This is a genomic window from Paenibacillus sp. yr247, from assembly GCF_900103825.1.
Taxonomy (GTDB): Bacteria; Bacillota; Bacilli; order Paenibacillales; family NBRC-103111; genus Paenibacillus_E.
The window spans coordinates 58778-80969 of sequence record NZ_FNIF01000009.1 but is presented as its reverse complement, the minus strand read 5'-3'; the positions used below and the strand labels follow the sequence as shown (position 1 = coordinate 80969).

Annotated in this window: 19 protein-coding genes and 2 pseudogenes; 7 read left to right on the top strand and 14 right to left on the bottom strand. The window is 41.3% G+C overall.

What is annotated here, in order from left to right:
* Positions 1–409: 409 nt before the first annotated feature.
* From BLT91_RS16935 to BLT91_RS16920, 4 genes are all read right to left on the bottom strand, one after another.
* The gene (locus tag BLT91_RS16935) at positions 410–2092 is read right to left on the bottom strand and encodes an S-layer homology domain-containing protein (protein WP_090822995.1); all 1683 of its coding nucleotides are present in this window, start codon (positions 2090–2092) and stop codon (positions 410–412) included.
* 11 nt (positions 2093–2103) lie between these two features.
* Positions 2104–4215 carry a hemoblobin-interacting domain-containing protein gene (locus BLT91_RS16930; protein WP_090822993.1) on the bottom strand — a complete coding sequence of 704 codons (2112 nt, stop codon included), beginning with the start codon at positions 4213–4215 and terminating at the stop codon, positions 2104–2106.
* Between the two features lie 227 nt (positions 4216–4442).
* Positions 4443–5585, bottom strand: a complete 1143-nt coding sequence (locus BLT91_RS16925; RefSeq protein ID WP_090822991.1) for a response regulator — start codon at positions 5583–5585, stop codon at positions 4443–4445.
* Positions 5582–7390: a sensor histidine kinase gene (locus BLT91_RS16920; RefSeq protein ID WP_090822989.1), complete on the bottom strand. Its 1809-nt coding sequence runs from the start codon at positions 7388–7390 to the stop codon at positions 5582–5584. The genes BLT91_RS16925 and BLT91_RS16920 overlap by 4 nt, the downstream gene beginning before the upstream one ends.
* 218 nt (positions 7391–7608) lie before the next feature.
* Here BLT91_RS16920 and BLT91_RS16915 point away from each other — a divergent pair.
* Positions 7609–7840 (top strand): annotated as a pseudogene (locus BLT91_RS16915) (IS110 family transposase); the annotation flags it as partial.
* Between the two features lie 130 nt (positions 7841–7970).
* Here the strand turns inward: BLT91_RS16915 and BLT91_RS16910 are convergent.
* A complete protein-coding gene (locus BLT91_RS16910) occupies positions 7971–8330 on the bottom strand; it encodes an S-layer homology domain-containing protein (RefSeq protein WP_090822987.1) in 360 nt (119 codons plus the stop codon).
* A 594-nt stretch (positions 8331–8924) separates the two neighbouring features.
* On the opposite strand from BLT91_RS16910, the gene BLT91_RS33555 reads away from it, so the two are divergent.
* A complete protein-coding gene (locus BLT91_RS33555) occupies positions 8925–9326 on the top strand; it encodes a transposase (protein WP_302847502.1) in 402 nt (133 codons plus the stop codon).
* Between the two features lie 70 nt (positions 9327–9396).
* The gene (locus tag BLT91_RS33550; protein WP_302847501.1) at positions 9397–9555 is read left to right on the top strand and encodes a hypothetical protein; all 159 of its coding nucleotides are present in this window, start codon (positions 9397–9399) and stop codon (positions 9553–9555) included.
* A gap of 78 nt (positions 9556–9633) precedes the next feature.
* Here BLT91_RS33550 and BLT91_RS16900 read toward each other — a convergent pair whose 3' ends face one another.
* The gene (locus BLT91_RS16900) at positions 9634–11340 is read right to left on the bottom strand and encodes a methyl-accepting chemotaxis protein (RefSeq protein ID WP_090822985.1); all 1707 of its coding nucleotides are present in this window, start codon (positions 11338–11340) and stop codon (positions 9634–9636) included.
* 578 nt (positions 11341–11918) lie between these two features.
* Between BLT91_RS16900 and BLT91_RS16895 the strand changes: the two are divergent.
* A pseudogene (locus BLT91_RS16895) lies at positions 11919–12831 on the top strand (transposase); the annotation flags it as partial.
* A 331-nt stretch (positions 12832–13162) separates the two neighbouring features.
* Here BLT91_RS16895 and BLT91_RS16890 read toward each other — a convergent pair.
* The 6 genes from BLT91_RS16890 to BLT91_RS16860 all read right to left on the bottom strand — a co-directional run bounded on the left by BLT91_RS16890 (position 13163) and on the right by BLT91_RS16860 (position 19140).
* Positions 13163–13447 (bottom strand): DUF4183 domain-containing protein, encoded by a 285-nt coding sequence (locus tag BLT91_RS16890; RefSeq protein WP_090822983.1) that lies wholly within the window; start codon positions 13445–13447, stop codon positions 13163–13165.
* An 83-nt stretch (positions 13448–13530) separates the two neighbouring features.
* On the bottom strand, positions 13531–13956 hold the full coding sequence (locus tag BLT91_RS16885) for a DUF4183 domain-containing protein (RefSeq protein WP_090822981.1): 426 nt from the start codon (positions 13954–13956) through the stop codon (positions 13531–13533).
* Positions 13957–14569: 613 nt separating this feature from the next.
* Positions 14570–16036, bottom strand: a complete 1467-nt coding sequence (locus BLT91_RS16880) for a hypothetical protein (RefSeq protein ID WP_175532357.1) — start codon at positions 16034–16036, stop codon at positions 14570–14572.
* Between the two features lie 726 nt (positions 16037–16762).
* Entirely contained in the window at positions 16763–17926 is a 1164-nt protein-coding gene (locus BLT91_RS16870) for a S53 family peptidase (protein WP_090822974.1), read from the bottom strand.
* Between the two features lie 325 nt (positions 17927–18251).
* Positions 18252–18662 carry a sigma factor-like helix-turn-helix DNA-binding protein gene (locus BLT91_RS16865; RefSeq protein ID WP_302847504.1) on the bottom strand — a complete coding sequence of 137 codons (411 nt, stop codon included), beginning with the start codon at positions 18660–18662 and terminating at the stop codon, positions 18252–18254.
* A 250-nt stretch (positions 18663–18912) separates the two neighbouring features.
* Positions 18913–19140, bottom strand: a complete 228-nt coding sequence (locus BLT91_RS16860) for a hypothetical protein (RefSeq protein WP_090822969.1) — start codon at positions 19138–19140, stop codon at positions 18913–18915.
* Between the two features lie 142 nt (positions 19141–19282).
* Between BLT91_RS16860 and BLT91_RS16855 the strand changes: the two genes are divergently transcribed.
* Both BLT91_RS16855 and BLT91_RS31715 read left to right on the top strand, forming a co-directional pair.
* Entirely contained in the window at positions 19283–19468 is a 186-nt protein-coding gene (locus tag BLT91_RS16855; RefSeq protein ID WP_090822967.1) for a hypothetical protein, read from the top strand.
* An 80-nt stretch (positions 19469–19548) separates the two neighbouring features.
* On the top strand, positions 19549–19722 hold the full coding sequence (locus BLT91_RS31715) for a hypothetical protein (protein WP_175532356.1): 174 nt from the start codon (positions 19549–19551) through the stop codon (positions 19720–19722).
* A gap of 48 nt (positions 19723–19770) precedes the next feature.
* Here the strand turns inward: BLT91_RS31715 and BLT91_RS31710 are convergent, their stop codons facing one another.
* Positions 19771–19935 carry a hypothetical protein gene (locus BLT91_RS31710; RefSeq protein WP_175532355.1) on the bottom strand — a complete coding sequence of 55 codons (165 nt, stop codon included), beginning with the start codon at positions 19933–19935 and terminating at the stop codon, positions 19771–19773.
* Positions 19936–19956: 21 nt separating this feature from the next.
* Positions 19957–20769 carry a hypothetical protein gene (locus BLT91_RS16850; protein ID WP_090822965.1) on the bottom strand — a complete coding sequence of 271 codons (813 nt, stop codon included), beginning with the start codon at positions 20767–20769 and terminating at the stop codon, positions 19957–19959.
* A 342-nt stretch (positions 20770–21111) separates the two neighbouring features.
* On the opposite strand from BLT91_RS16850, the gene BLT91_RS16845 reads away from it, so the two are divergent.
* On the top strand, positions 21112–22068 hold the full coding sequence (locus tag BLT91_RS16845) for a hypothetical protein (RefSeq protein WP_090822963.1): 957 nt from the start codon (positions 21112–21114) through the stop codon (positions 22066–22068).
* Positions 22069–22192 lie beyond the last annotated feature (124 nt).

Genomic DNA, 22192 nt, shown 5'->3' with positions numbered 1-22192 from the left:
TTAATTCCATTTCATCAACATCCAAATATTGGAATTTAAATATCAATTATCCGTTACTCCATTGCAAATTCCTTCATTCCCTAATGTCCTGAAATTAGGAAGCAAATAACCGCAACTTTTTCCACTTCCCTAGCCAAATGAAGCCGCCGGTGTTCCGGCAGCTTCTATAATTTCTATTAATCAAATCTGCCCTTTAGTTGAGCGGTTTATGGTGGTCCTATTAGCCGAGTTTTTCGTGGTGCTGCAAGTATCCTTCAAATTGTTCAGGAAATCCCTCTTTGGATACGTATCAAGTTCTTGTCTAATTCGGCTAAAAGCTTCAAACCTCTAATCTGCGGCCCAACTATTGTACTTAAAAAACAAGGTTGCTTCGAATTTGACTTCAAAGCAGCGTTGCTAGAGAAACGCTTTACTTGCCCTTGTGTGTCAGCATTTTCAGCAGCACCGTGACCGCCTCTGCTCTTGTCGTTTTATCGCCAGGAGCAAATTCGTTCGCGCCTTTGCCTTCGATAATGCCAAGCTTTTTCATGGCCGCCACTGCGCCTTTCGCCCAGTCCGGAATGTCCTTGTCGTCTGCGAAGCCCGTTGCTGTCTTCTCTTCGATCGACTGACCCAAAGCTTTGGCGATCATCGTTGCCATCTCCGGACGGGTAATTTCGGCATCCGGACGGAAAGTGCTATCCTCATAGCCTGTAATGATGCCTGCATACACCGCTTCCACGACCGATTTTTGCGCCCATGCGCCGATCTTCGCCTTATCGGTGAACGTCAGCGACGTTCCATCTCCTTGCGGCTTGAGTGCATTCATCAGCATGACCGCAAATTCCGCGCGAGTCACAGTAGAATCCGGCTTAAACGCGCCGTCTGGATAACCGCTGACGATTCCGCTGCTCACCGCTTGTTTGATGTTTGCCTCTGCCCAGTGGCCGGAGATATCGCTGAAGGTAATCGCCGGTTTCGTTTCTGTTGCCGCCTGGTCTATTGCGAATACCGCATATTTCGTAAAGTGATTGACATCTACGGTTATGCGATCGCCGTTTACCTTGCCGCCGACTTCCACCCATTCCTTCTTCGCTTCGTCATAATAGAATACAGAAGGCTTTTGATTGCCCTTCAAGCTATTCGGATCGAAGGCAAAGGTCAGCGTGACCGGCTTGCTGAAGTTCTCCGAGAAATTTTTCAGAATTTCGAATACCGGGCTGGCTAGAACGTCTTTATTCGTTAGAAGCTTTTGAGTGTCCAACAATTTTTCTATCGTTAATTTCAGTTCTTTGCCTGAAGCATCGGCAGGAATCGAGATCGTGACCGTATCACCTAAGCTAACCTCGCCCGTTTTACCTGCGGGAAGCGTTAGTTTACCATCCGTTGAGGTAACTTTGTCGTCGCTCGGGGGCGTTAGTGGACCGCCGCAGCTGCTGCACCCCGCCTGCGAGTCGCGCGTCACTGTAACTGTGTATGTGTTGTTCGATGTGCCGTTCTGCGCCGTCACTACAATGTTGATCAGGTTTATTCCTACGTTCAGGTTGATAGCGCCGCTTGGATGACCACTTGCAACCACTGCTCCATTTACAGCCATCGTGGCGTTGCTGTCAGATACGCCAGCCGTTACGGTTATGCTGGATACACCATTAGCCACACTGGCTTTATAGGAAAATTTCCCTGATGAGAACGCAGGAGTTAGCGTACCGCTCGACAGCGTCAGAGCTCTCAAATCTGCATTGCTGCTTAGTGGTGTTGGTGGTGGTGTCGGTATCGGTGCTACTACAGCAAACGTTTTAGTATCCACTTGATCCGCTTGTCCGACAATAACGGTATAGGTTCCTGCCAGCTCATTGCTTCCCAATGTAAAAGAGTCTGCAAATTGTCCGTTCGTTACCTTGGAGGTATCATAAAACACCGTGCTATTGCCGGGACGAAGCACCTGAATAATGACTTCGCTTAAAGTGGATGTGCCTGATATCGTCACTGAACCGCCTGGTTGAATCGATGAAATAGCATTCACGGAAACGGCAGCGCTAGCTGAAGCAGTGAGTGGCACTAGCCCCAAGCAAAGACTGAGTATTAAAAGTAAACTAAATGTTCGAAGCTTCATTTTTTTCGCCCCTAGTCATTGTTATTGTTGAACAGTTTTTGATCGTATTCAGTTTGCGTCACTTCTGTAGCCAAATTCAAGCCAACATTCGTCGGGTCATTGTTAAATTTATTAACCACAAATACTCGAACCGTATAATTAGGATTCGTTGCAGCATCTGTTACATTGAAATTGGCTGTATACGTTCCTGTATTCACCTGTAAATTGGAAGCTACAATACTTACTGGCGTCGTTCCATTCATTAACTCGAAAACAACCGATTGAGTTCCATTAGTGCCGACATTATTCAATATATTTGCCTTGGCAGTAATTCCGTTGTCCGCAGTCACTACCGGTGCAGTCATATAAAATATTTCTGACGATGTATAGGCGTAACCATTAAAAGATTTACTGCTGTAACCATCCGCATCGATCGTAATATAGTAATAATTGCTTACTTGAAAAACACCTTTGTTGATCGTAAGCTCGCCTGCTGCCAGTGTATATTCCGAACTATTCAATTGTCGAACAACGCCGCTGTTATTGTCATATATCGTGACATCTCTTACTTTGCTTCTCCACTCGGCATTATCTTCGAATACAAACTCGCTTGCCGTATCGCTTAAGAAAAACCCAGTAATATCGGGGTAGTTGTAGGCAACCACTTGATCAATCGCCTTGTTCTGCACATTATTGCCCAAATCCCTTAATGCGTTAGCAGCAATTTTGACTTCAACAGTGCCGCTCTTTTTCGCATCATGAAAGAAGACGACGAGATTATACCCTTGGATAACCACAACATCCTGCGCATCCAAAGAGGAGCCATTAATCGTAATCTGATCTTTTAAGTGCGATACCCCACTAACAATAGTTTGATCAGCAATATTAGCGTTGAAATTCAAGTTTAACCAACGGCCATCATGCGAAAGGCTTTCATTTTCTAATGTTAATGGTTGACCGGGGTAAAACCAACCCGCGCCAACATGTTGATTGTAAATGTTCCCGGATGTATTTTTAAAAGACCCTGGGTTAAATTGAAAATAATATTGCTGACTAGTCAATTTTACAGCAAAATGAATGGACACCGTTTTACCCGAGAATGTCAGAGTCGCATCGTTAGGAATGGGGACCCATCTATAGCCGGTGTCACTTGCGCCATAATACTGTGTTCCCGCTCTAAAACTCGCTTCATCACTCTTAGCATTTAGCACATCTTTATTGAAAACCAGTGTTAAATCCTGATAACCATTGGATAAATAGCCATTTATATATTGAAGCGACGTCGTATCTCCGGTTGCTGCGACTCCTTGAATCAAAGGGGTTAACGTATTGTCATTAAGAACATTTCCGTAACTGTCCTTAAGAGCGCCGCCATTTATTCTAATTTGATTGGTCACTCCTGAGAGAGCCGTTGCAAAATGGATAACCAACTTTCCGGACTCAATGGATGCCGTATCACCTTCGGTTAACGCTGTCTGATCATTTGAAGCGGCTCCATTTTTCAATAAATAAATGTAACTGATTAAGCTAGAGACCCCGCCGGAATAGGTATTATCAACAACATCTTCCTGAAAAGCAATCGTCACATCATGGTAGTTGCTGCTAATTGCTGCGCTTTGAATGACCGGAGGGGTGACATGTAAAATCATCTCCGCGTTAATGCTGCCGTCTGCATCCGTCAGCGTGCCGCTGGCTATTTTAATCAGCGTATTCGTGCCTTGTATGACTTTCATATCGTTATTGGCATATAAACGAATTTGTGTCGTACCGGCCTTCCCTAGACCTGGAGGATACACATCAATCTGATTTGAAAGCGGGACAAAGTTCACTCCGTCGGTCGCTATACTCATATAGCTTCGCAAATAAGTATTTGCAGTAACAGTGGTATCATTGGGATCATTATTGATCGTAAATTGTTTGTTAAAGTTCAAATATACGTTATTCCCGTTACTGGAATTGGAACCTACATAAGCAAATGCAACTGGTGCTGCTGATGCAGGAGCAGAAAACGAAAACGAAGATAATACCATCAATCCCAATAATAATTGAATGGAAACCCTTTTCAGAAGCACCTCTGTAAAGCCTGACAGGATATTGACCCTTGCCGCTCTGTTTAAAACCTTCTTACTACTTGTTGTAAGCATAGTTCTCTTTCACTCCTCTTAGTAATATAGGTGATTCTTTTGTCGATACCCGGATGCAGTGACTCTGATTACAGTTGACGATAAATATCGAAATCCCCCACTCCTTCTCGTCGACTTTTGACGATCTTGTCACTATAGGCAAGTATACCCCCTCCCAATGACAGCAAAATGACAAACTTCGACAGCAAAAAAGCCCACATAAGTGAGCTCCTCATTTTATCCGTATGTTATTGATCCAGTTCGGACAGCAGTTGACTGTAAAGGGTGGTAACTTCAAGAGATGGGCTTATACCAAACTCTTTATGCAGAGTCCCCGTAAATTGTTCATATCGCTCAGTTAAAGCATCTTTGTTCTTTTGTAACGCCATTGCTTTCATAAGCAGCTTAATCGTTTCTTCCTCCAACTCGTTGTGGGCGGCAAGCTTCATTAACAGTCGGATAGCGGTTTGCGAATCACCTTTAATTAACAACGCGCTGCACAAACGTTGGGTAAAAGACGTATACATTAACGATATACGTTCGACCTCACTCCATGCCCAGGGAAAGGCGCGCTCCCCGAACAATTCGCCTTTATAGAGCTCCTGTAACTCTAACGCTTGTTCTATATTGGTTTCATCTAATACAGCCATCTGTTTACAGCCCTCTTCAAAGCTAAGGCTATCGACACCTATTTGATTAAAATCTAACGCATAATAGTTGCTGTCGGAATACAAATTCCCCTTAAGTCCATAGTTGTCCAATAATTTACGCAGCTGATAGACGGTTGTGTTTAAATAGATTTCGCTATTCTTTTGAGGCATTTCGCCAAACATATCTTCAATGATTCTCGCTCTGGATACAAGTCTGCCTTTATGCATGAGCAAATAACCAAAAAGCTCCGCACTTTTGCTAGTCTTCCATTTGACTATAACGTTTTGAACCGTGCGAATCTCCATACCGCCTAAACAATTAAACATGACTCTAATAGAACTAGTAGAGGAAGGCTTTTGTTCCGCCGACTCTTTTTCTAAACGCATTTCAGAAAGCGTCCTTTGGACAGTATGGTGAAGCCTTTCTTGGTTGACAGGCTTTACGATGTAGTCGAACGCATAGACATCGAACGCAGCAAGGGCATATTCTTTATGAGATGTCACGAATACAAGCTTCATTTGTCTGCCGTTTTCCCTTAACCGCTGGGCAAACTCAAGCCCACTCTCTTTCGGCATACTAATGTCAATAAAGATCAAATCCGCATGATGGTCGGTCAAATAAGCAAATGCTGTTGTTGTCTCCTGGAAGATTGCGACGACTTCGACACCAACGACCTTAGCAAGCATTCGCTTCATAATTAAATGCATGGCCATTTCGTCATCGATAATAACAACTTTCATGCCGTTTCCCTCCCTCCAAGCTGATGAATAGATTGCGCTGAAGCTTTAGGAGGAGTCGGGAGTGAGAAATAAAAAGTGCTTCCTTGCGCAATCGCACTATCGAACCACATTTCTCCCCCATTTAAGCGAACAAATTCCCTGCAAAGCGTGAGGCCTAATCCGATCCCCCGCTCTCCAGCTGTTCCAATTGATGAGACAGAATAGCCTTCCTGTAATAAGGAATCGGCTTGGTCAGCTGAAATGCCTGCTCCTGTATCGCTTACAGAAGCAATTATTTTACCATCTTCATGATCTGCTTTTAATTGAATGCTCCCGCCGTATTCTGTAAATTTAATCGCATTGGAAAGTAGATTGCGAATAATCAAATCAAGCATTTCTTTATCTGCAAAAACATATATGCCACTGGGTATATCAGATATGATTCTAATATTTTTACTCACACTGCGAACCTGCATCAAGCGTACATTCGTCTGAACCGCTTGGGCTAAATCCATTGAAACCGGGTTAAACATCATGCCTCCCCTTTGACTCCGAAACCAATCCAGCAGATTTTCTACCAATGTAAAGGTATTCTGAATTTGCTCACCCATTTTACTGACAATTTCCTCATGGCTCTCTCCACAAGTCTGCATTTCTTCTTCCATCAGCTCCATCAGATTGACGAGTACCGCAAGAGGATCACGAATATCATGGGCAACAACGTTAAACATCTGATCCTTGAATGTGTTGAGTTCACTCAGCTGTCTTGCATTATCGAGCAGTCTTTCCTCCGAACGCACCATTTCCGTTCTATCGCTTAGCAAAAGCATTTTACCAACAGGGTTTTGATGATTGTCACTAATCATCGTCATATGCACATTATAAATTCTATAGTCGGTTTCTCCTGATATTTTCACTTTATTTTCCGATGAGGCCTCTTGCATAATCCTCTCCAGCAGCTTTGGATAAAGCGAGAATATATGCGCAGCTGGCTGCCCAATGGCCTCTTTACTATTCAAGCCTTCAATCACCTGTCTTGCAGACTGGTTGAAGCTTGATATACGATTGTCGAGGTCAAATACAATGACCGCATCCTGCATCGATTCAAACACCTTTTGCAGAGCTAGGGGGACAAGACTCAGCATATTAAATTGATAAATTCCCCACATATAAAAAACACCCGATAAAATAAATCCGAACGGAGAAAAATCAAAAGGAGTGTTAAATATATTGCTTAAATAAATAAGCACGAACACATAAGGCCAGCACGAACCAATCATCATAAAAGCGATTTGCTTCTTCCTACGGAGCGTTGCTTTTCGGAACATTTGGGTCATTAAACCCATGCCAATGATAAAAAAGATATACGCATACGCAACATGAACCACATATAATGGCCCTTTAACCAAGGTAACCATAGGGAAGCCCTTAGACATATCAATGCTCATACTTCTGTAAAACAAGTGATGCCATTCGTTCGTATTATGAGCCACAAAGGTAAGCATGGGTACGGTTAATAACATGGCAACTATCCATCTGCGAACCAACGCTTGACGGCCCGTATACTGCAGGATCATGATAAACCAGAACACCGTACCGAAAGGAATGCCGATATATTCAAATCGAAGCCAGAAGCGTATTTGCTCCAATGTGGAACTTACGATTTCAAAGGCATATCCGCATGCGTAAAATGCGGTAGACAACATACACAAACCATAGCTAACCGCAATCGGAAGATCTCTTCTTTTCCAAGCCAGATAACATATGATCAATGAGCAGCAGGTGGCAGACATCAAAAGAATTGATAAATACAGATTGTAATTCATAGTTAATTAACTCCCATGGGGTTTATTAAACGGTAGCCGGGGTAGAACATTCCTGCCCGTGGGATTTTATCCCGTCAGCTAAACAGTTCACCCCCTACTTGTAGAAACATGATTGAGGCTGGTTGAGACAACGATCTCGAATAACAATAGAAGCTATGACACTACAAGAAGGACTAGGGGCTGCCGACAAATACAAAAATAAGAAGGTGATGCGGTTAATGAATCCAGTCATTGGTCTGGATATTGCCAAAGGGGAAAGTCAGGGTCAAGCCTTTCTTGACAAAAGTAAGCCTTATGGAAAGAGTTTTGAAATCATTCATACACGTGAGGGACTAGAGCTCTTTCATCATTTCTTGAAGGACGTTGAGGCAAAAGCGGGTCATTAATCCTATCTTATCCTATCAAGCTAAAAAGTCATCAACCTTACGTAAAGTGAAGACGGATGCTATTAAAGTTCCGGCTGTATATAAGCCACCACTTGAGACGAAACAGCGCGATCCAATGTAACTACCACTTCTGCACGAGTAATTGGTTTTGTAGGTTTAAATGTACAGTCTTCAGTATAGCATGTACAGTCAGCCTAACCAGTTATGAATCCCGCCTTAACGGCTTTTGCCACTTCTGTATAGCCCCAATTCGTAGAAGTTACATCACTAAATGACATCGTTGCTTCTTCTTTAAATCTATAAGAGCGGTTAATCAAGGCGATAAATTCCGCTCTAGTAATCGTATTGTCTGGTTTGAAACTCCCATACTCGTAACCTTTAATAAAGCCATTATCGATCCAAGTATTAATTTGGCTTTCCGCCCAATGACCCTTGATAACCGATGTTGTCGTTGCCTTGCAGCAAATGCTAAGCCAAACGAAGATAAAATCATGCAGACAATTAAAACAGATGAAACTAACTTTTTGATAGATTTGTTCTGCATTCTCCTCCAAATCTTTTCAAAACTAAAAATATTATATACTAGAATAGGACTAATTGCTTATATATAAAGAAAATGCTGATCGCGATTTTTGCACCAAATTAAACCCGTGCTGTTTTAGCGGACACAATCTACCGCAACCGAGAAGAAAAACCTTTCATACAGAGGGAGGAATGTTTAGCGTAACGAAGCTGCCTCGTTGCATTGAATTTATTAAGCAGGTTTTTTAATAACAAAAAGAAACCGGTTATCTCGGCGATCATCGGTCCCTCGGGCTCTCAATGTAGGCAGATTTGTGTCGTTCAACGACAATGTAGGAACTTTTGTGCGTTTTGCTGCGACACAAATTTTCCTACATGAAAAAATAAAAGCCTGATTTCTCAAGCTTTTTCTTACCAATTAATGTAGGAACTTTTGTGTCGTTGGACAACCTTTTATTTTACGAAGAAGAAGACAAGCAAGAACGAACATATATCCATAGCCCCGTCCCCTTCACTGAATAAACCCGTCAATTAATCGATGGGTTTTATTTTTTATTCCCAGACAGTTGGTTCACTCATGCACGCTTATTCATGAAATCATAGACCGGGAGCTTCATGTCATCGGTATGGTTAAAAATGATAACAAGCGTTATCTCGTGAACCGAAACCATCTGAGCTTAACGGAATTGTATGAAGCGGCTCCGCGAGTAAAAGGTAAATCATCCAATATCCTTCGTTCCATCCGGACAAACTGTCCCTGGTTTTCCAGTCCTCATTGTATTTGTTCGACTCGACAGCGTTCAAAGAAGAAGGAATGGTTGGCGATTCTTTCAACCGACCTGGCTTTGTCAGTTGAGGAAGTCATTCGTATCTACTCTATTCGTTGGGACATAGAAGTCTTCTTTAGTTGCACCAAATCCTTGCTACGCCTGCAAAAAGAGTTTCAAGGTCTCTCCTACGATTTTCTCGTTAGCCACACGACCATTGTATTTACTCGTTATGTTCTTCTTGCATGGCAGCATCGTTAAAGCACGGATCAAAGAACTCTTGGCGGTTTGTTTTATTTTGCTATGCGATGAGGTCAGCACAATGGATTGAATGATCGCTTTACAGCAACTGCTCGATTTGCTCAACGAAGTCGCAGCAACTGCAAGCAAAAAGCTCTCGAAACTAATTAAAAGTCAACTTCAACAATGGATCGCCGGTTTGCCCAGTTATCTCAAGGCTTACCTGACTATTTCAAGCTGCGAAGTTTGAGTCAAGAAGAGTATGTATACAAAAGCCCACTTTCTCTGTGGACATGCAATGTACAATTCTAAACTCTGATATATCTACTCACACCTTAAAATGGCTCACATAAGATTGTAAATCCTCTGCCATATTGGATAGAGAGTTTGCAGAAGCAGCGATTTCTTCTGTGGATGCAAGCTGCTCTTCTGTTGCAGCAGAAACCGTTTGTGTCTCCGCTGCTGAAACAGAAGCAATTTCTGACACTATTTGGAATGACTTTACAACTTCTTCAGTTCCTACAGCTATCCGTTGTACCGATGAAGATATTTCCTGAATCTCACTTGTCACTTCACCTATAACATTATAAATTTTGTCAAATGATTTGTTTACAGCATTAATAACAACGGTTCCTTCAGCAACTTCTTTTGTTCCAACTTCCATATCTGCAACAGAAGCTTTAACTTTACTTTGTATCGATTCAATAAAATCAGAAATTTTGCTAACTGCATTTGACGTTTGTTCAGAAAGTTTGCGAACCTCATTAGCTACAACAGTGAATCCTTTACCTTGTTCACCGACTCTTGCTGCTTCAATCGCTGCATTGAGAGCTAAAAGATTGGTTTGACCAGCAATATCAGATATGAATTCTACAATTGTTCCGATATTTTCTGTCTCTTCTCCAAGTTCAGTAATTGATCGAGATGCATTACTCACAGACGACTGGATAACATTCATTTGTACGACAGATTGCTTAATAGCTTGTTTACCATCTATTGCCGATTCTGATGCAAGAAATGCTTTTTCTGATATACGCTGTGAATAGTTTGAAATTTGATTGATCCCAATCGACATTTGTCCAATTGTCTCTTCTGTTGTTTGGACGTTTTCAAGTTGTTTTTCTGTTCCTGCACTAACTTCTTGTATAGACTCTGTAATATGTGTAGCTGCTTGTCCTGCTTGTTCAGCTGATGCACTTAATTCCTCTGACATGGCTGAAAGACTTAGTGAATTTTCACTAATATTTTTCATTAGATTTCTTAAGCCATCAATCATAGCGTTAAATGAATGGGTTAATGAACCTATCTCATCTTTTGATACATAATCACCATGTACCGTCAAATCGCCCGATGCTGCATTTTCCATTAATCTTTGCATAACTCGAATGGGTCTTGTTATTAACCGTATAATCCAGTAACCTATTGCCATGCAAACAAGAAGACTAATGACGAAAATTATAATGAAAATCATTCTAGTTGTTACCGCATTTTTAATATTGGAGTTATTCAAATCAAGTGCTTTTTGTTCACTAAGACTTGATATTTTTTGTAAAATAATATGTCTTTGTTGATCGAGAGGAGAAAGGATTTTCACGTAATTTGCATAAGCTTCTTGATTTTTATTCTGTGCAGCCAGTTCAACTACTTTTTTACGTTCAACCTGTATTTTTTGTGTTATGTCTGTTAATTCTTTTGTTTTTTCTAGTTCATCAGGAGTCAAGCTAGTTTTCTTATAATTTGAAAGCAAATAGTCACTTTGACCTTCCAAATTAGTGGTTTCTCCCACAAATGTTTGATTTAAATTATTATCAGTATTAATCATAAGTTCTAAAATGTAAGAGTCCTGTTCGTGATAATTTGAACGAATATTATTTATCCATTTCACAGGAAGCAGTGAATTTTGGTACATATCGGTGGTATTTTTATTCATTTGGTTCATTACAGTCCAATTGAATAATCCTACTACTACTAATGATAAGACAGATACTGTAATTAAGATTAGAATTTTCATACTGATTTTTATGTTTTTAAACATTTGCTTTAAATCTCCTTTTTGATATTCGTAGTTTTTTTGAGTGTCAGGACTTTATCATTTCAATAGGAGTATTTCCTAAACTTCCCCTATCTATTTCCTCCCAAAATTCGACATTTTTTTTAATAATACAACGATTCGACAGTATGGTAAATACAATCGTTACCAATTGGTATGTAGATACTGCCTCATTCATGTAAATATTCGAATAGTTTTCACAATTGTATCTTTAATCTTGTAAATGCGTCTTTACACAGTGTGAAATAATAAAAAAAGAGGCTACCCTCAAGGTTATCTACCTTTGGGCAACATCTTACATTTGTTATTAATCTATGAATTTAATCTCGTTAAAGTCTATAACCATAACAAATTCAATTGTTTAGTTCCTTATTTGGTATGTCTGAAATGGCTATTCTGCTATCTCTTTGCTTCCATTGATCAAATACATTCATATCTAATTGAAATGGTAATAACAGCTTTAGGGTTCGCTTACTATGTACAACAATTAGCCTATCATCGTTGAAAAAGCGTCAAATATAAGTAATTCATCCCCCAAATCAACAACCCCTGAATTGCTCCATGTGAAAGCAATATTCCCAGCAAAGAACACCTCCGACGTGCTCGAAGACGAGATCGCCTATTGCCAAAAGCTTATTCGCATCATTGAAAAAGAGTCTGGGATCGCACAATTACCCAAAGTTACTGAGCCGCTAAATCTGTTGAAGGAGACGGTGGAAGATGACTTGGAGCAACTGAGAATCTCGCAAGATCAGGATGCACGAGTGGGTCACAAGAGCGCGGATTCTTCGTTTTTCGGCTATAAAACACATATCGCGATGACCGAGGAGAGGATCATTACAGCAGCAATCGTCACAACAGGTGAAAAAAATGATGGAAAGCAATTACTAACGCTGATCGAAAAGAGCAAGGCAGCAGGAATGAATGTGCGAATCGTAATTGGTGATACCGCCTATTCGGAGAAGGAGAACATTGCTTACAGTAAAGACAACAATGTTGAACTGGTCGCGAAGTTACATCCGCAGATTACGCAGGGCGCGGAAGAAGGAAGAAGAATTTGAGTTTAATAAAGACGCGGGTATGTATGTGTGCAAGGCGGGCCATATGGCAATTCGAAAGGCAAGACAAGGGAGAAAAGGTGTTGGAAAAAACCAAGTCGATACGTACTACTTCGATGTAGAGAAATGCAAGAGATGTCCGTTTAAGGAAGGTTGCTATAAAGATGGAGCCAAAAGCAAGACGTACTCGGTGAGCAAGAAATCTGACGAACACAAGGAACAAATGGTGTTTCAAGAAAGTGAGTACTTCAAGGAAAAGGCGAAGGAACGCTACAAAATTGAAGCAAAGAACAGCGAACTCAAGCACAGGCACGGGTATGATGTAGCCACATCCTCGGGTCTATTAGGCATGGAGCTCCAAGGTGCAATGGCCATATTCGCTGTGAAACTAAAGCGAATCCTGAAACTCAATGACTAACCAACAGGTCTTAACATAACGAAAAAGACGATGCTTACTCCCAAAAGTGCGGGGCAAGCGTCGTCTTTTTCAAATATAGAATTTATCTAATTTAGAAAACAGTAGTTTTTCAGTGGCCTCGATATTCCCTCGGGCTTTTTGTTTGTCCGGTGCTTCCGATACTAGATTTAACTTACTATCTATTTCCAGACTTGTCTATTGTTTTTTATTTAATGATTTGAAGATTTTAGGCGTATGCGGGCTCGTCAAGGAGTGACCAAAATCATTTTTCCGATTTAGTTCAATGAAGAAAATCCAAAATAATAAGAATTGTTCTCGTCAATAAAGAAAATTAGTTTACAACAAATTCGATTACAATTGGAGTCGCAGGATCGAGTGCATCACCGCCTGGAATAGTGATAGCAGTAGTGGTAGCCGTTGAAGTATCAGCTGTTTGAAGCAGTGCATTAATGTAAAGATTATAATACGCAGGTGCAGTTGGAAAGGCTGTGGCAGCAACACCGGCGTCATTGGTGGTGGCTGTTGCAAGAATATTATATGCAGCGCCGGTTCCCGTTCCGTCTGCTACTGTAGCATTAAATCTTCTGGCAGCCATAAAGGGTTTTGTAATTGGCATTTTTTTCCACCTCCTTCTCTCAATTAGATTATGCTAATGATAGAAAAAGGGAAGGGCCAATCAATTGAGTACATTTCATCATTTTAAGGGATTATTTGTGCCGAGAATGCAACGATTTCGAGAATAATTGGTGTGCCTGTATAAATAGTGCTACTGTTGAGGTTAATTGTTAGGGTACCTACATTTAAGGTATATAAACTGCCTTCTTGCAAGATTCCATTGATGTAAAGATTACTGTAGCTATTTTGGCCGAGGTTTGCAAATGTGGTTGTTAATGTCCCATTATCGTTTGTGAATTGATTAGCTGGGATAGCTACAGGGGTCTGAATATCTGAAGTTGTAATATAAAAATATCTTTGATCAGTTGGAATGATGACTGGACCTGGAGGACCTGGAGGACCTGGAGGACCTTGATGTCCGCGATGTCCTCGTTTCCCTCTTTCCCCTTTTTTTCCTTTGCATTTGCAATCTTTATGGCCACATTCCTTACATTTGTGTGATTTACTCACCTTACTTTCACCTCCTACAAAGCACTAATATAATAGTGTACAAGATAGAAGGGAAATTTGATCGGGGCATATGACAGAAGAAGTATATGGATTTTAATGTAAATGCCGTGAATAAAATATAAGTTTTTCTTTATAAATAATCCTTTTGAAGAATCCTCGTTATGTATATCGCCTTTGCATCGTAAAGGATATGAACGATGATTGGTGTTCGAAGTAAAGTTTATCATGTAAGCGCATTACGCTAAAACACCGCCAACAGGTAGTTTCCGCTTAATCTGGTACTAGCCATTTACTGAAATAGTAACCAAATACAAGAGCTACCGCGAATATGCAGGCGATAAGCAGGAATTTCGGCAGGAATTTCTTCATGTTTAGTACCTCTCAATGCTGCAGTTTCATGGAATGACCTTGTCAGGCTTTAAGCGAGTTCATAGTCGCCATCCTCCTAGGGCTGACTCAAAAAATCGAGCATAGTTTACCCTAGAACGGTAGTATTTTTGTTGTGGAAATCTGCCCTTTTAGCGGAATAGGCCACCGAATTTATCACCGGCAGCCTGCTAGATCTTGTTATAATGCTATCATTTAGTTGTTTATGTCGTAAAACAGACTTCAATTACGCCGGACTATCATCTTGTTCATTAACAACAGCAGCTTGAAGGTGATCCCTACGAAATCCTCCTGTGATCCGACTCAATAACCCTCGTTTCTCCTTCGGTACCAGCTTTTTCATTAAATCTGCCGTAAAAAGCTCCGTTGCAATTTCTTCGAAAGTCGCCTTAACCGATTCACGGACATCGCTTTTTGTGAAGGAACTCTCCCAAAAGGATTCTGAACTCATATAGATATCAGGGATCGAAGTTACTAGAGGCATAGAATAGATGTGGTCCACTCCATACGCCTGCTGCAAGCTATTTACATGTTCCTTATGCAGCCAAGGCGTCGTCTTATTGGCGATGACGATCAATTTTCCTTTAACGGTAATCGCTAGTATCTCCTTGTAGGAGGCATGTTCTCGATTGACTCGGATCGGGTCATAGCCGCTGACCAAGATGACCTTGTTGGCTTGTCGGAGTATAATCTTTTCCCGTTCATCTCCGAGACCTGTGCTCAAATCATAAATCAACACCGGATAATGTCTTGCGAAACCCACGAGGTGGGCCGTATGCATTAAACCCCAGGTTTCCCCAAAATTGTCTTCACGGTGCCGAATCATATATCCAACTCCGTTCGAAGTTAGTTCCGTACCTGGCTCCACAGACTCACCTTCCGCGATCTGCCGATGCCAGCTTTTCCAGAGGTGTCCTTGCTTCGTATCCCGAAGGACTTTAGTTCCGTTTAACAGCTCAAACCACGACATTTGTGCATAAGGGGACTCAACAATTCCGGTGAGCAGACCAAAGCTCCGTATGTATTCCGCAAACATTCGGCTAAAGATCGATGAACCCGCTCCAGAAAATGCAGAAGCCACGACAATCAGCTGGGGTTGAATGTAAACCTGCTCATAAACAGGAACCTCTACTCTCTTCTCCCGCTCCTCTACAACTCTGATCACCCTCGGCTTCTTCTCATTGACACCCTGGCTAATGATCTCTTCGGCTCTCTGCTCCCGGGACTTTTCCGCCATTTGGTTCACTGCGGCTTCAACGTTCAAACGGAATTTCTCTATGTTTTTATACGCTGGTGGTTTCTGTAGCTGATCTACATAGGAGGGTGGAAGTTGCCCTTCGTTGAATATGTCGTACACAGAGTAGGTGGTGAGCTTCGTGAGGAACATATCATCGGCAGGCCGTTGGCACATATAGACAATGCGAACCTGCAGACTGATTCTTCTCAGTTCACCGATAGTTCGCTCCCATTCATCATCCGTACTTTCTTCGCCAATCAATTCTTCACCGATAAAGATCAGGGCAGCTTCCGTTTCCATAAACCTCTTAACGAGCGTGTTTCTTGTCGTCACCTTCGCGACAACCGTTCCTATCTCGGCTTCTTCCAGATCCGCCTTAATGAGCTCATCGAGCCCTTCATTACCTGTAGCTATAATAATGCCCTGTCGCAACGATAATACCCCTTTCTTACGCAAAAAGGGCGAAAGACGCCCTATATCATGCGTCTTTCGCCTAGTATGATTATATCACAATTCCCGCATCAAAGAGTAGCCTTAGTTCACTCGTTCGGAACGTTTACTTGTATTACCGGAGCTTATTGCAACTGCAGAAATCTCTTTAATAGGGGCTCAGAACAATCTAAATATTGCTCGCTCTGAGCTGACGCATAGAGAGGATGGTCTATACCTCGGAGTCTTCGAGGATGAGGGAATGGTCATCGATGGCAAAAATGCGGAAATTCGTAGCGCACAGCTTCGCAGTTTTCGGCAATTGAACGCAACGAGGTTGCACGTACCGAGCATCTAGTAATGGAGTTCCGGTATCAACTGGAAAAGACTTTACCTTCCCAAACATATGGTTTTGATCTAAGCAAATCATAGCCATCTTGAATAACGTCTCCTAAATCCCTCAATACTTTACCTACTTTTAAAAGTTAATAAATTAACATTACCAAGATTTCACCTAGCGTCAAATCTCAGAATTTATAAAAATACATCAATCAGCTTTTTAGTCGAACACTCTAGTCTTATCGTAACATATATTGGTAATTAATATGATTAAATTTATACATAAAACCCTATCCCACAAAGAATAGGCCATCCTACTATAGAAAAGAGCCGCATTTCTGCGACTCAAATTCAAGTATTAAATATCACTTTTCGAACAATGTAGGATTCATCCTGGTTGAATACCAATAAAACTTATTTAGATATATTTAACGCTGGGATCAAAAGGTCGGCTTTAGGAGAACCGATACCTGTTACTAAATCGTATCCAGCCTGTGCGGAATAGCCTCCGTTGCTTCCTGTGCTGATATCGTGATAATCATTTGTGTAGCCTGAAGAGCCGGTAGCACCCGCAATACTATATAAATTTGCAATTGCCTTATAATTTGTTAATGGAGTACTGCGTCCTTGATCGGCAAGAGCGATCATGGCTGACCAACAAGGCGCTCCGAAACTCGTTCCGCCGACTTGGAACCATCCTTTTTGTCCCGAGTACGACGTACTGTCGTAAACGGCAACTCCCGTGTTCGGATCGGCATCCCACGAAACATCCGGGGACCCTCGATGCGAACCTACAACGGTTTGCCAAATATCTTCATAACTAGGCCTTGATTCATAGGAACTCGCACCGCCTCCCGAACCTGACCAACCACTCTCGCTTACATAACTTCCAGTCGAATCGGCATTTAATGTTGTCCCACCGACAGATAGCACATAAGGCGACGAGGCGGGCCAGGACATACCAGAGCCATTGTCTCCCGACGAAGCGACGTATACGACTCCCGAGCGTTGGAAGTGTGAATCGTAGCTAGCTTCGCTGGAAAATTCGGAACCGCCCCAACTGTTCGATACGACTTGCGCTCCATGAGAGGTTGCGTAATCTACCGCTGCAAGCAAATTGGAAAGAGTCGCCGACTTCGCAACGACTAACAAGATTTTGGCTTGTGGTGCTACCGCGTGCGCCCACTCGACGTCGAGTGATGTCTCCAGCGCCCAGCCGCCATCTGTCTTGCTCGGTTTTCCATTCGGATAAGCAATCGTAAGGTCTGCAGGAGGAAGGCCGAACTGAGTATTGAAGACTTGGAGATCGTTCACGATTGTCGGACTGCCGTATGCATCGATTATGGCAATTGTTTGTCCGGCTCCAGTATAAGTAGAAGATAACCGATCCAAACCGTACATTTTTTTGATTTGCGCAGGCGCAAAACCATTTTGATAATTAGGAGTGGCACCGTTATTTTTGATATGAATAGGCGGATGTGCGTCCTGAAGCGGCGCCGCCGAAGAAAAACCGACTATGCACAAAAAACATAAAAAAGCACATGCCAGAACCGAAAAATATTGTAACCATTTTTTCATTATTATCCTCCCAAAAGAAAAATTAAATTCCAGTTTCTTCTTGATTCTACAATGATAAATATATGGATTGAATCAAACAAAATGCCCATTTTTCACAATCTTCTGACATTTTTTTCGGAAAAGCATTACATTCTCCCTAAGTCTGTAGTTAGCCCTCTATAATTGTTGCAGGGAGGGCAGTTCCACAGGTATGATCTAAAAGTCTTTCTTGTCACACCATTGATATTACATAGTTAATGTTGACTATCAGTCGGGCTTAGTTAAATTTAATCTTGGAAATATCGCACATAATGGTAATTACTTTAATTAAATTTACACAAAAAACCTATCCCACAAGGAATAGGCTGTTCTGCAAATCTTCCGATATTTTCTTCTGAGCCCTAGTCACATACACCTCCACCGATCCTTTACTAACCCCAAGCATCCCGGCGATCTCACTAAACGAAAAACACTCCCCATGTGCCAGGACATAACATTCTCGCTCCCAATCACTAAGCCTGGACAAAGCATCTTCAATCTGAAACCTCTGCCAATCTGAGAGGTTTGCAGGACTGCCGGCTGAACTCTGAGAGACATAAGCCTGCATCCGGACCGGATCCATTAACTTCTCTCGTTGATATGCGGCACGCCGCTCAATCCCCCGCTTATTCCCAGGCCGGCGCCCACTGTCGAGCCACTCAATCGTCCAATCACAATCAGCAACCATCTCATTAATAATTCGCCGATCAGCCTGCAGTATTGAAAGCTCATATTATTTATCAAGAATACTCTCCATACATTTGTTATCTTCATGCTGCTCAATTTCTTTGATCTTACTTGTTTTCTCGGCAGCCAGCTTTCTCAACATAGCTGCCGTTTGTTTGTATCCATCAGATAAATCATTGCTCCCATTCCCTCACACCTCCGCAGTGTGTTAATATAGGTAACAGGAACGTATGTTTGATCCCCCGTGATTCTTGCTAGGAGATGGGGGATCTTTTTATTAATCAGATTACTTCTTTCATAATTTTAGATTTTATCTCTTTGTAAGTTTCAATTAATTCTGTATCACCACGTTCTAACAATATTTTTTCATTGGCAGCCCCATAGATCTCACATAAGCAAATAATCGCTTCTTCTGCTTGTTGTAACGTAGGTTTTGAACTTTGAATAAGTGCAAAATATCGATTTAACGAAGCAAATGCAGCGAAACTATCTGCGGATTTAATTGTCATATTAAACCAACTTCCCTTCTTCATTAGGTTCTTCACTTGCTAAAAACCTTTATTTTTCTACAACCTTATTTCGATAAACATTTGATTTTGAATATGTTACTCTTTTAAAGCTGCTTAAAACCGATCAAGAGCATGGAGGATTATGAATCAAATTTGTGAAATCGTATGTGCAATTGATGCTGCTGGAATTAATATAAAATGGATTGAATGGGATGGGGTTGAACTAGGTATTGATACAACCAATCCCGACAAAACTAACGATATATTAAAGAAATTTGCGATCACAGGTAAAAAAGAGTTTGAAGCTCACTTGGTAAAAATGTATTAATATCCGTGATTAATCCGTCCTATCTTTCTACCAAAAATTCCATAGAATATATCATCTCTTAGAAGTTGGAGGTGGTATATATGCAAATTAACTATCTTTCATTAAGTATTGGTTTATTAGGTGCTGCAAAATTAATTCTTAATGCTTTTGGCTTAGACATAATTAGCGATAATGAGATAAATGCAATCGGTAACGGTGTTGCTACAATTGCAACTATAGTCGGTGTTTATATGAACCATAAAAAACCAGTCTAATTTTTCTAATACCCAAAGGTTGGATGCCTTTGGGCATTTGTTTTTCCGTTAAAAACCAGCTTGCCTCTCTTTCTCATCATCTTTACCGTTATTGGGTTCGTCTTCTTCGCAAAACTGATCATCCGGCACTCCTTCAGGCCGCTCTTCCTCAATTCGCAATGCTACACCTTGATCATTTCGCTTAACCCACAAAAGCTCTTGTTTCCATTTCATCTCTTTTTCCTCCCTCTTTGTTTATGCGGCTCCGTTCTCTTCTCCATCTAAGAAAGCCTTCACACGCTTTTTGTACTCACTCCAATCAGCAGACAACTTACTTGAACTTATTTTCAATGACTGTGCGATTTCCATCCATGTCTCACCATTACGCTTACGAGTGAGGAGCTCTTTGAAATCGTAGGGCAAATCTTCGAATGTTGGACCATAACCACCTAATATAAAATTCTCTAACTCGTCTTTGCCAATTTGAGTGCCTTTGTCTTCTTTATCCGGACTAGGATCTTTTTCATCATTACCACTACTCTTTCGGTCCCCTAGTTCTATAAACTCAACTACCTCACCAGCCACAGTTTCAGCAACCGCTTCCTCAGGCTTGTCTATTACCGTTGTTTCCTGATTCTGTCGCCAGTCATCCCACTTCTTAGCTAGAGGAGCTACTCTTTTTCGGTACTCGTCCAGCATCACGGAGAGCTCGCCGAGGGTAATATTCAGATCAGCAGCAATCTTGGCATACCTTGTGCCGTCATAAAAGCGTTTAAGAATGAATTGAAAATCAAAAGGCAAATCCTCATACTGCGGAGCAAGACCACTGCAGATAAACTCATCAATAAGCTTACGATCGGTTTCCTCGGTCTCTTCTTTCGTGGGTACTTTATCTGCAGGAATGCCGAGATCCATTTCAGCTTGTTCACCTTCTGACTTCACTTCTGTTACAACACCGTTATCATCAACTTTATATTCACGAATCGGCTTGTTCGTCCTAGCATTGACCGTCACGTTATAAGCAACGACTAAATTATCCAAAGAAAAACGAACGTTTTTTTCAATCATCTTCCACAGATGAAAATAATCTTCTCTATTCTCTAATCCTCGTTGACCTCAATTTGAATAAGAAGCTTACCACCTTTCTTCATATTCGCATTCACAAGAACACCTTTTGCTTCGATGTAGGCCATGTGCTATCTTCCTCTCACTTTTTTAATGACATCTCTTTGAAAAGCTTTCAGCTTTATTGTTTCTTTAATTGCCCTAGCAATTTGTGCCAGGATAAAGGCATCCCGAACATTGTCGCTTCCGTTCTTAAACCCCCAGAGCTCGTAAATCGGAATAATGAGATCATCTTTGGAACAGTTCCCCTTGCAGCCGGCAAAGTTCTTAAGCTAGGGGGGCCGTATGTTTAGAAATAGTAAATTGATCACATTAGCATTAGTCACATCTACATTGTTAGTTTTACAAGCTTGTTCATTAGATAGTAAAGCATTATCAACAAAAACTTCGGACGCAGCTACTACTTCAGTGACAACTAAACAGGATAATGCTAAGCAATCGGCTTCTTACCAGCAACCAAGTAAAAACGAGTATGTTTATGTCGGTGAAGACAAAGCGATGTATTTACATTGGGTTGAGGTGGATAAGAAAATCCAAGGTCAACTACAGATGGTCAATCTTATTTCAGATAAAGACGGCAAGTCCTCTCTGAATCGAGATAGCGGATCATTCACTGGGTTACATAGTGATGGCACAGTTAGTCTCCAATTTCCAAATGGTACAATCTTCACCGGAACTTTAAAAGGCGAAGAGTTATCGTTAAATGTATCTAGTGGGGAGAAACTCGACACGCATAATCTTAAGCCAGGTACTGTAGCACAATTCAATAAAGGTGTCGATGACCTGCAGACTAGGATTGAGCAAGGAAAACTACGAGACAATCTAGTCTATTTAGATGATCAGATACAAACATATAAAACGGTAAATAAGTTCTTTCCAACTTTTCCTGCAAATAACGAGAGAAAGATAAAAAATCAGCCGACAGTAGGTCATTCCGCGCAAGTCGATTTTAATGCTCCGAATTTTCGTAGTTCGTGGGGGTTAGATCGTAGTCTTAATCAAATAACTCCAGCATCTTATTATGGTGTAACTGCAGCAGGAATTGTTTTTGCTACATCGTCTAAACCCGATATGGTTTCCTCTGATTCAATGAATGGGAATAACGGGAATTCAACAGGAAATGGCTATTGGACAAATGGTGATATCAATGTAATTATTTCTGAATTTCGTTTAAAAAAGTTGAAATTACGTGACTTAGAGAAAATGACATATGATGAGTACATTAAGGGGCAACATGGATAAACCCAGCATGGAGGGGCATAAGATAAAAATATAGATGTTGGGGAAAGCTCACTAGAGGGTAGTTGAGAAGTTTTTGTTTGTTCTGACTGTATCGATTGACTAGCAGAAATAAATTTATCGGGGT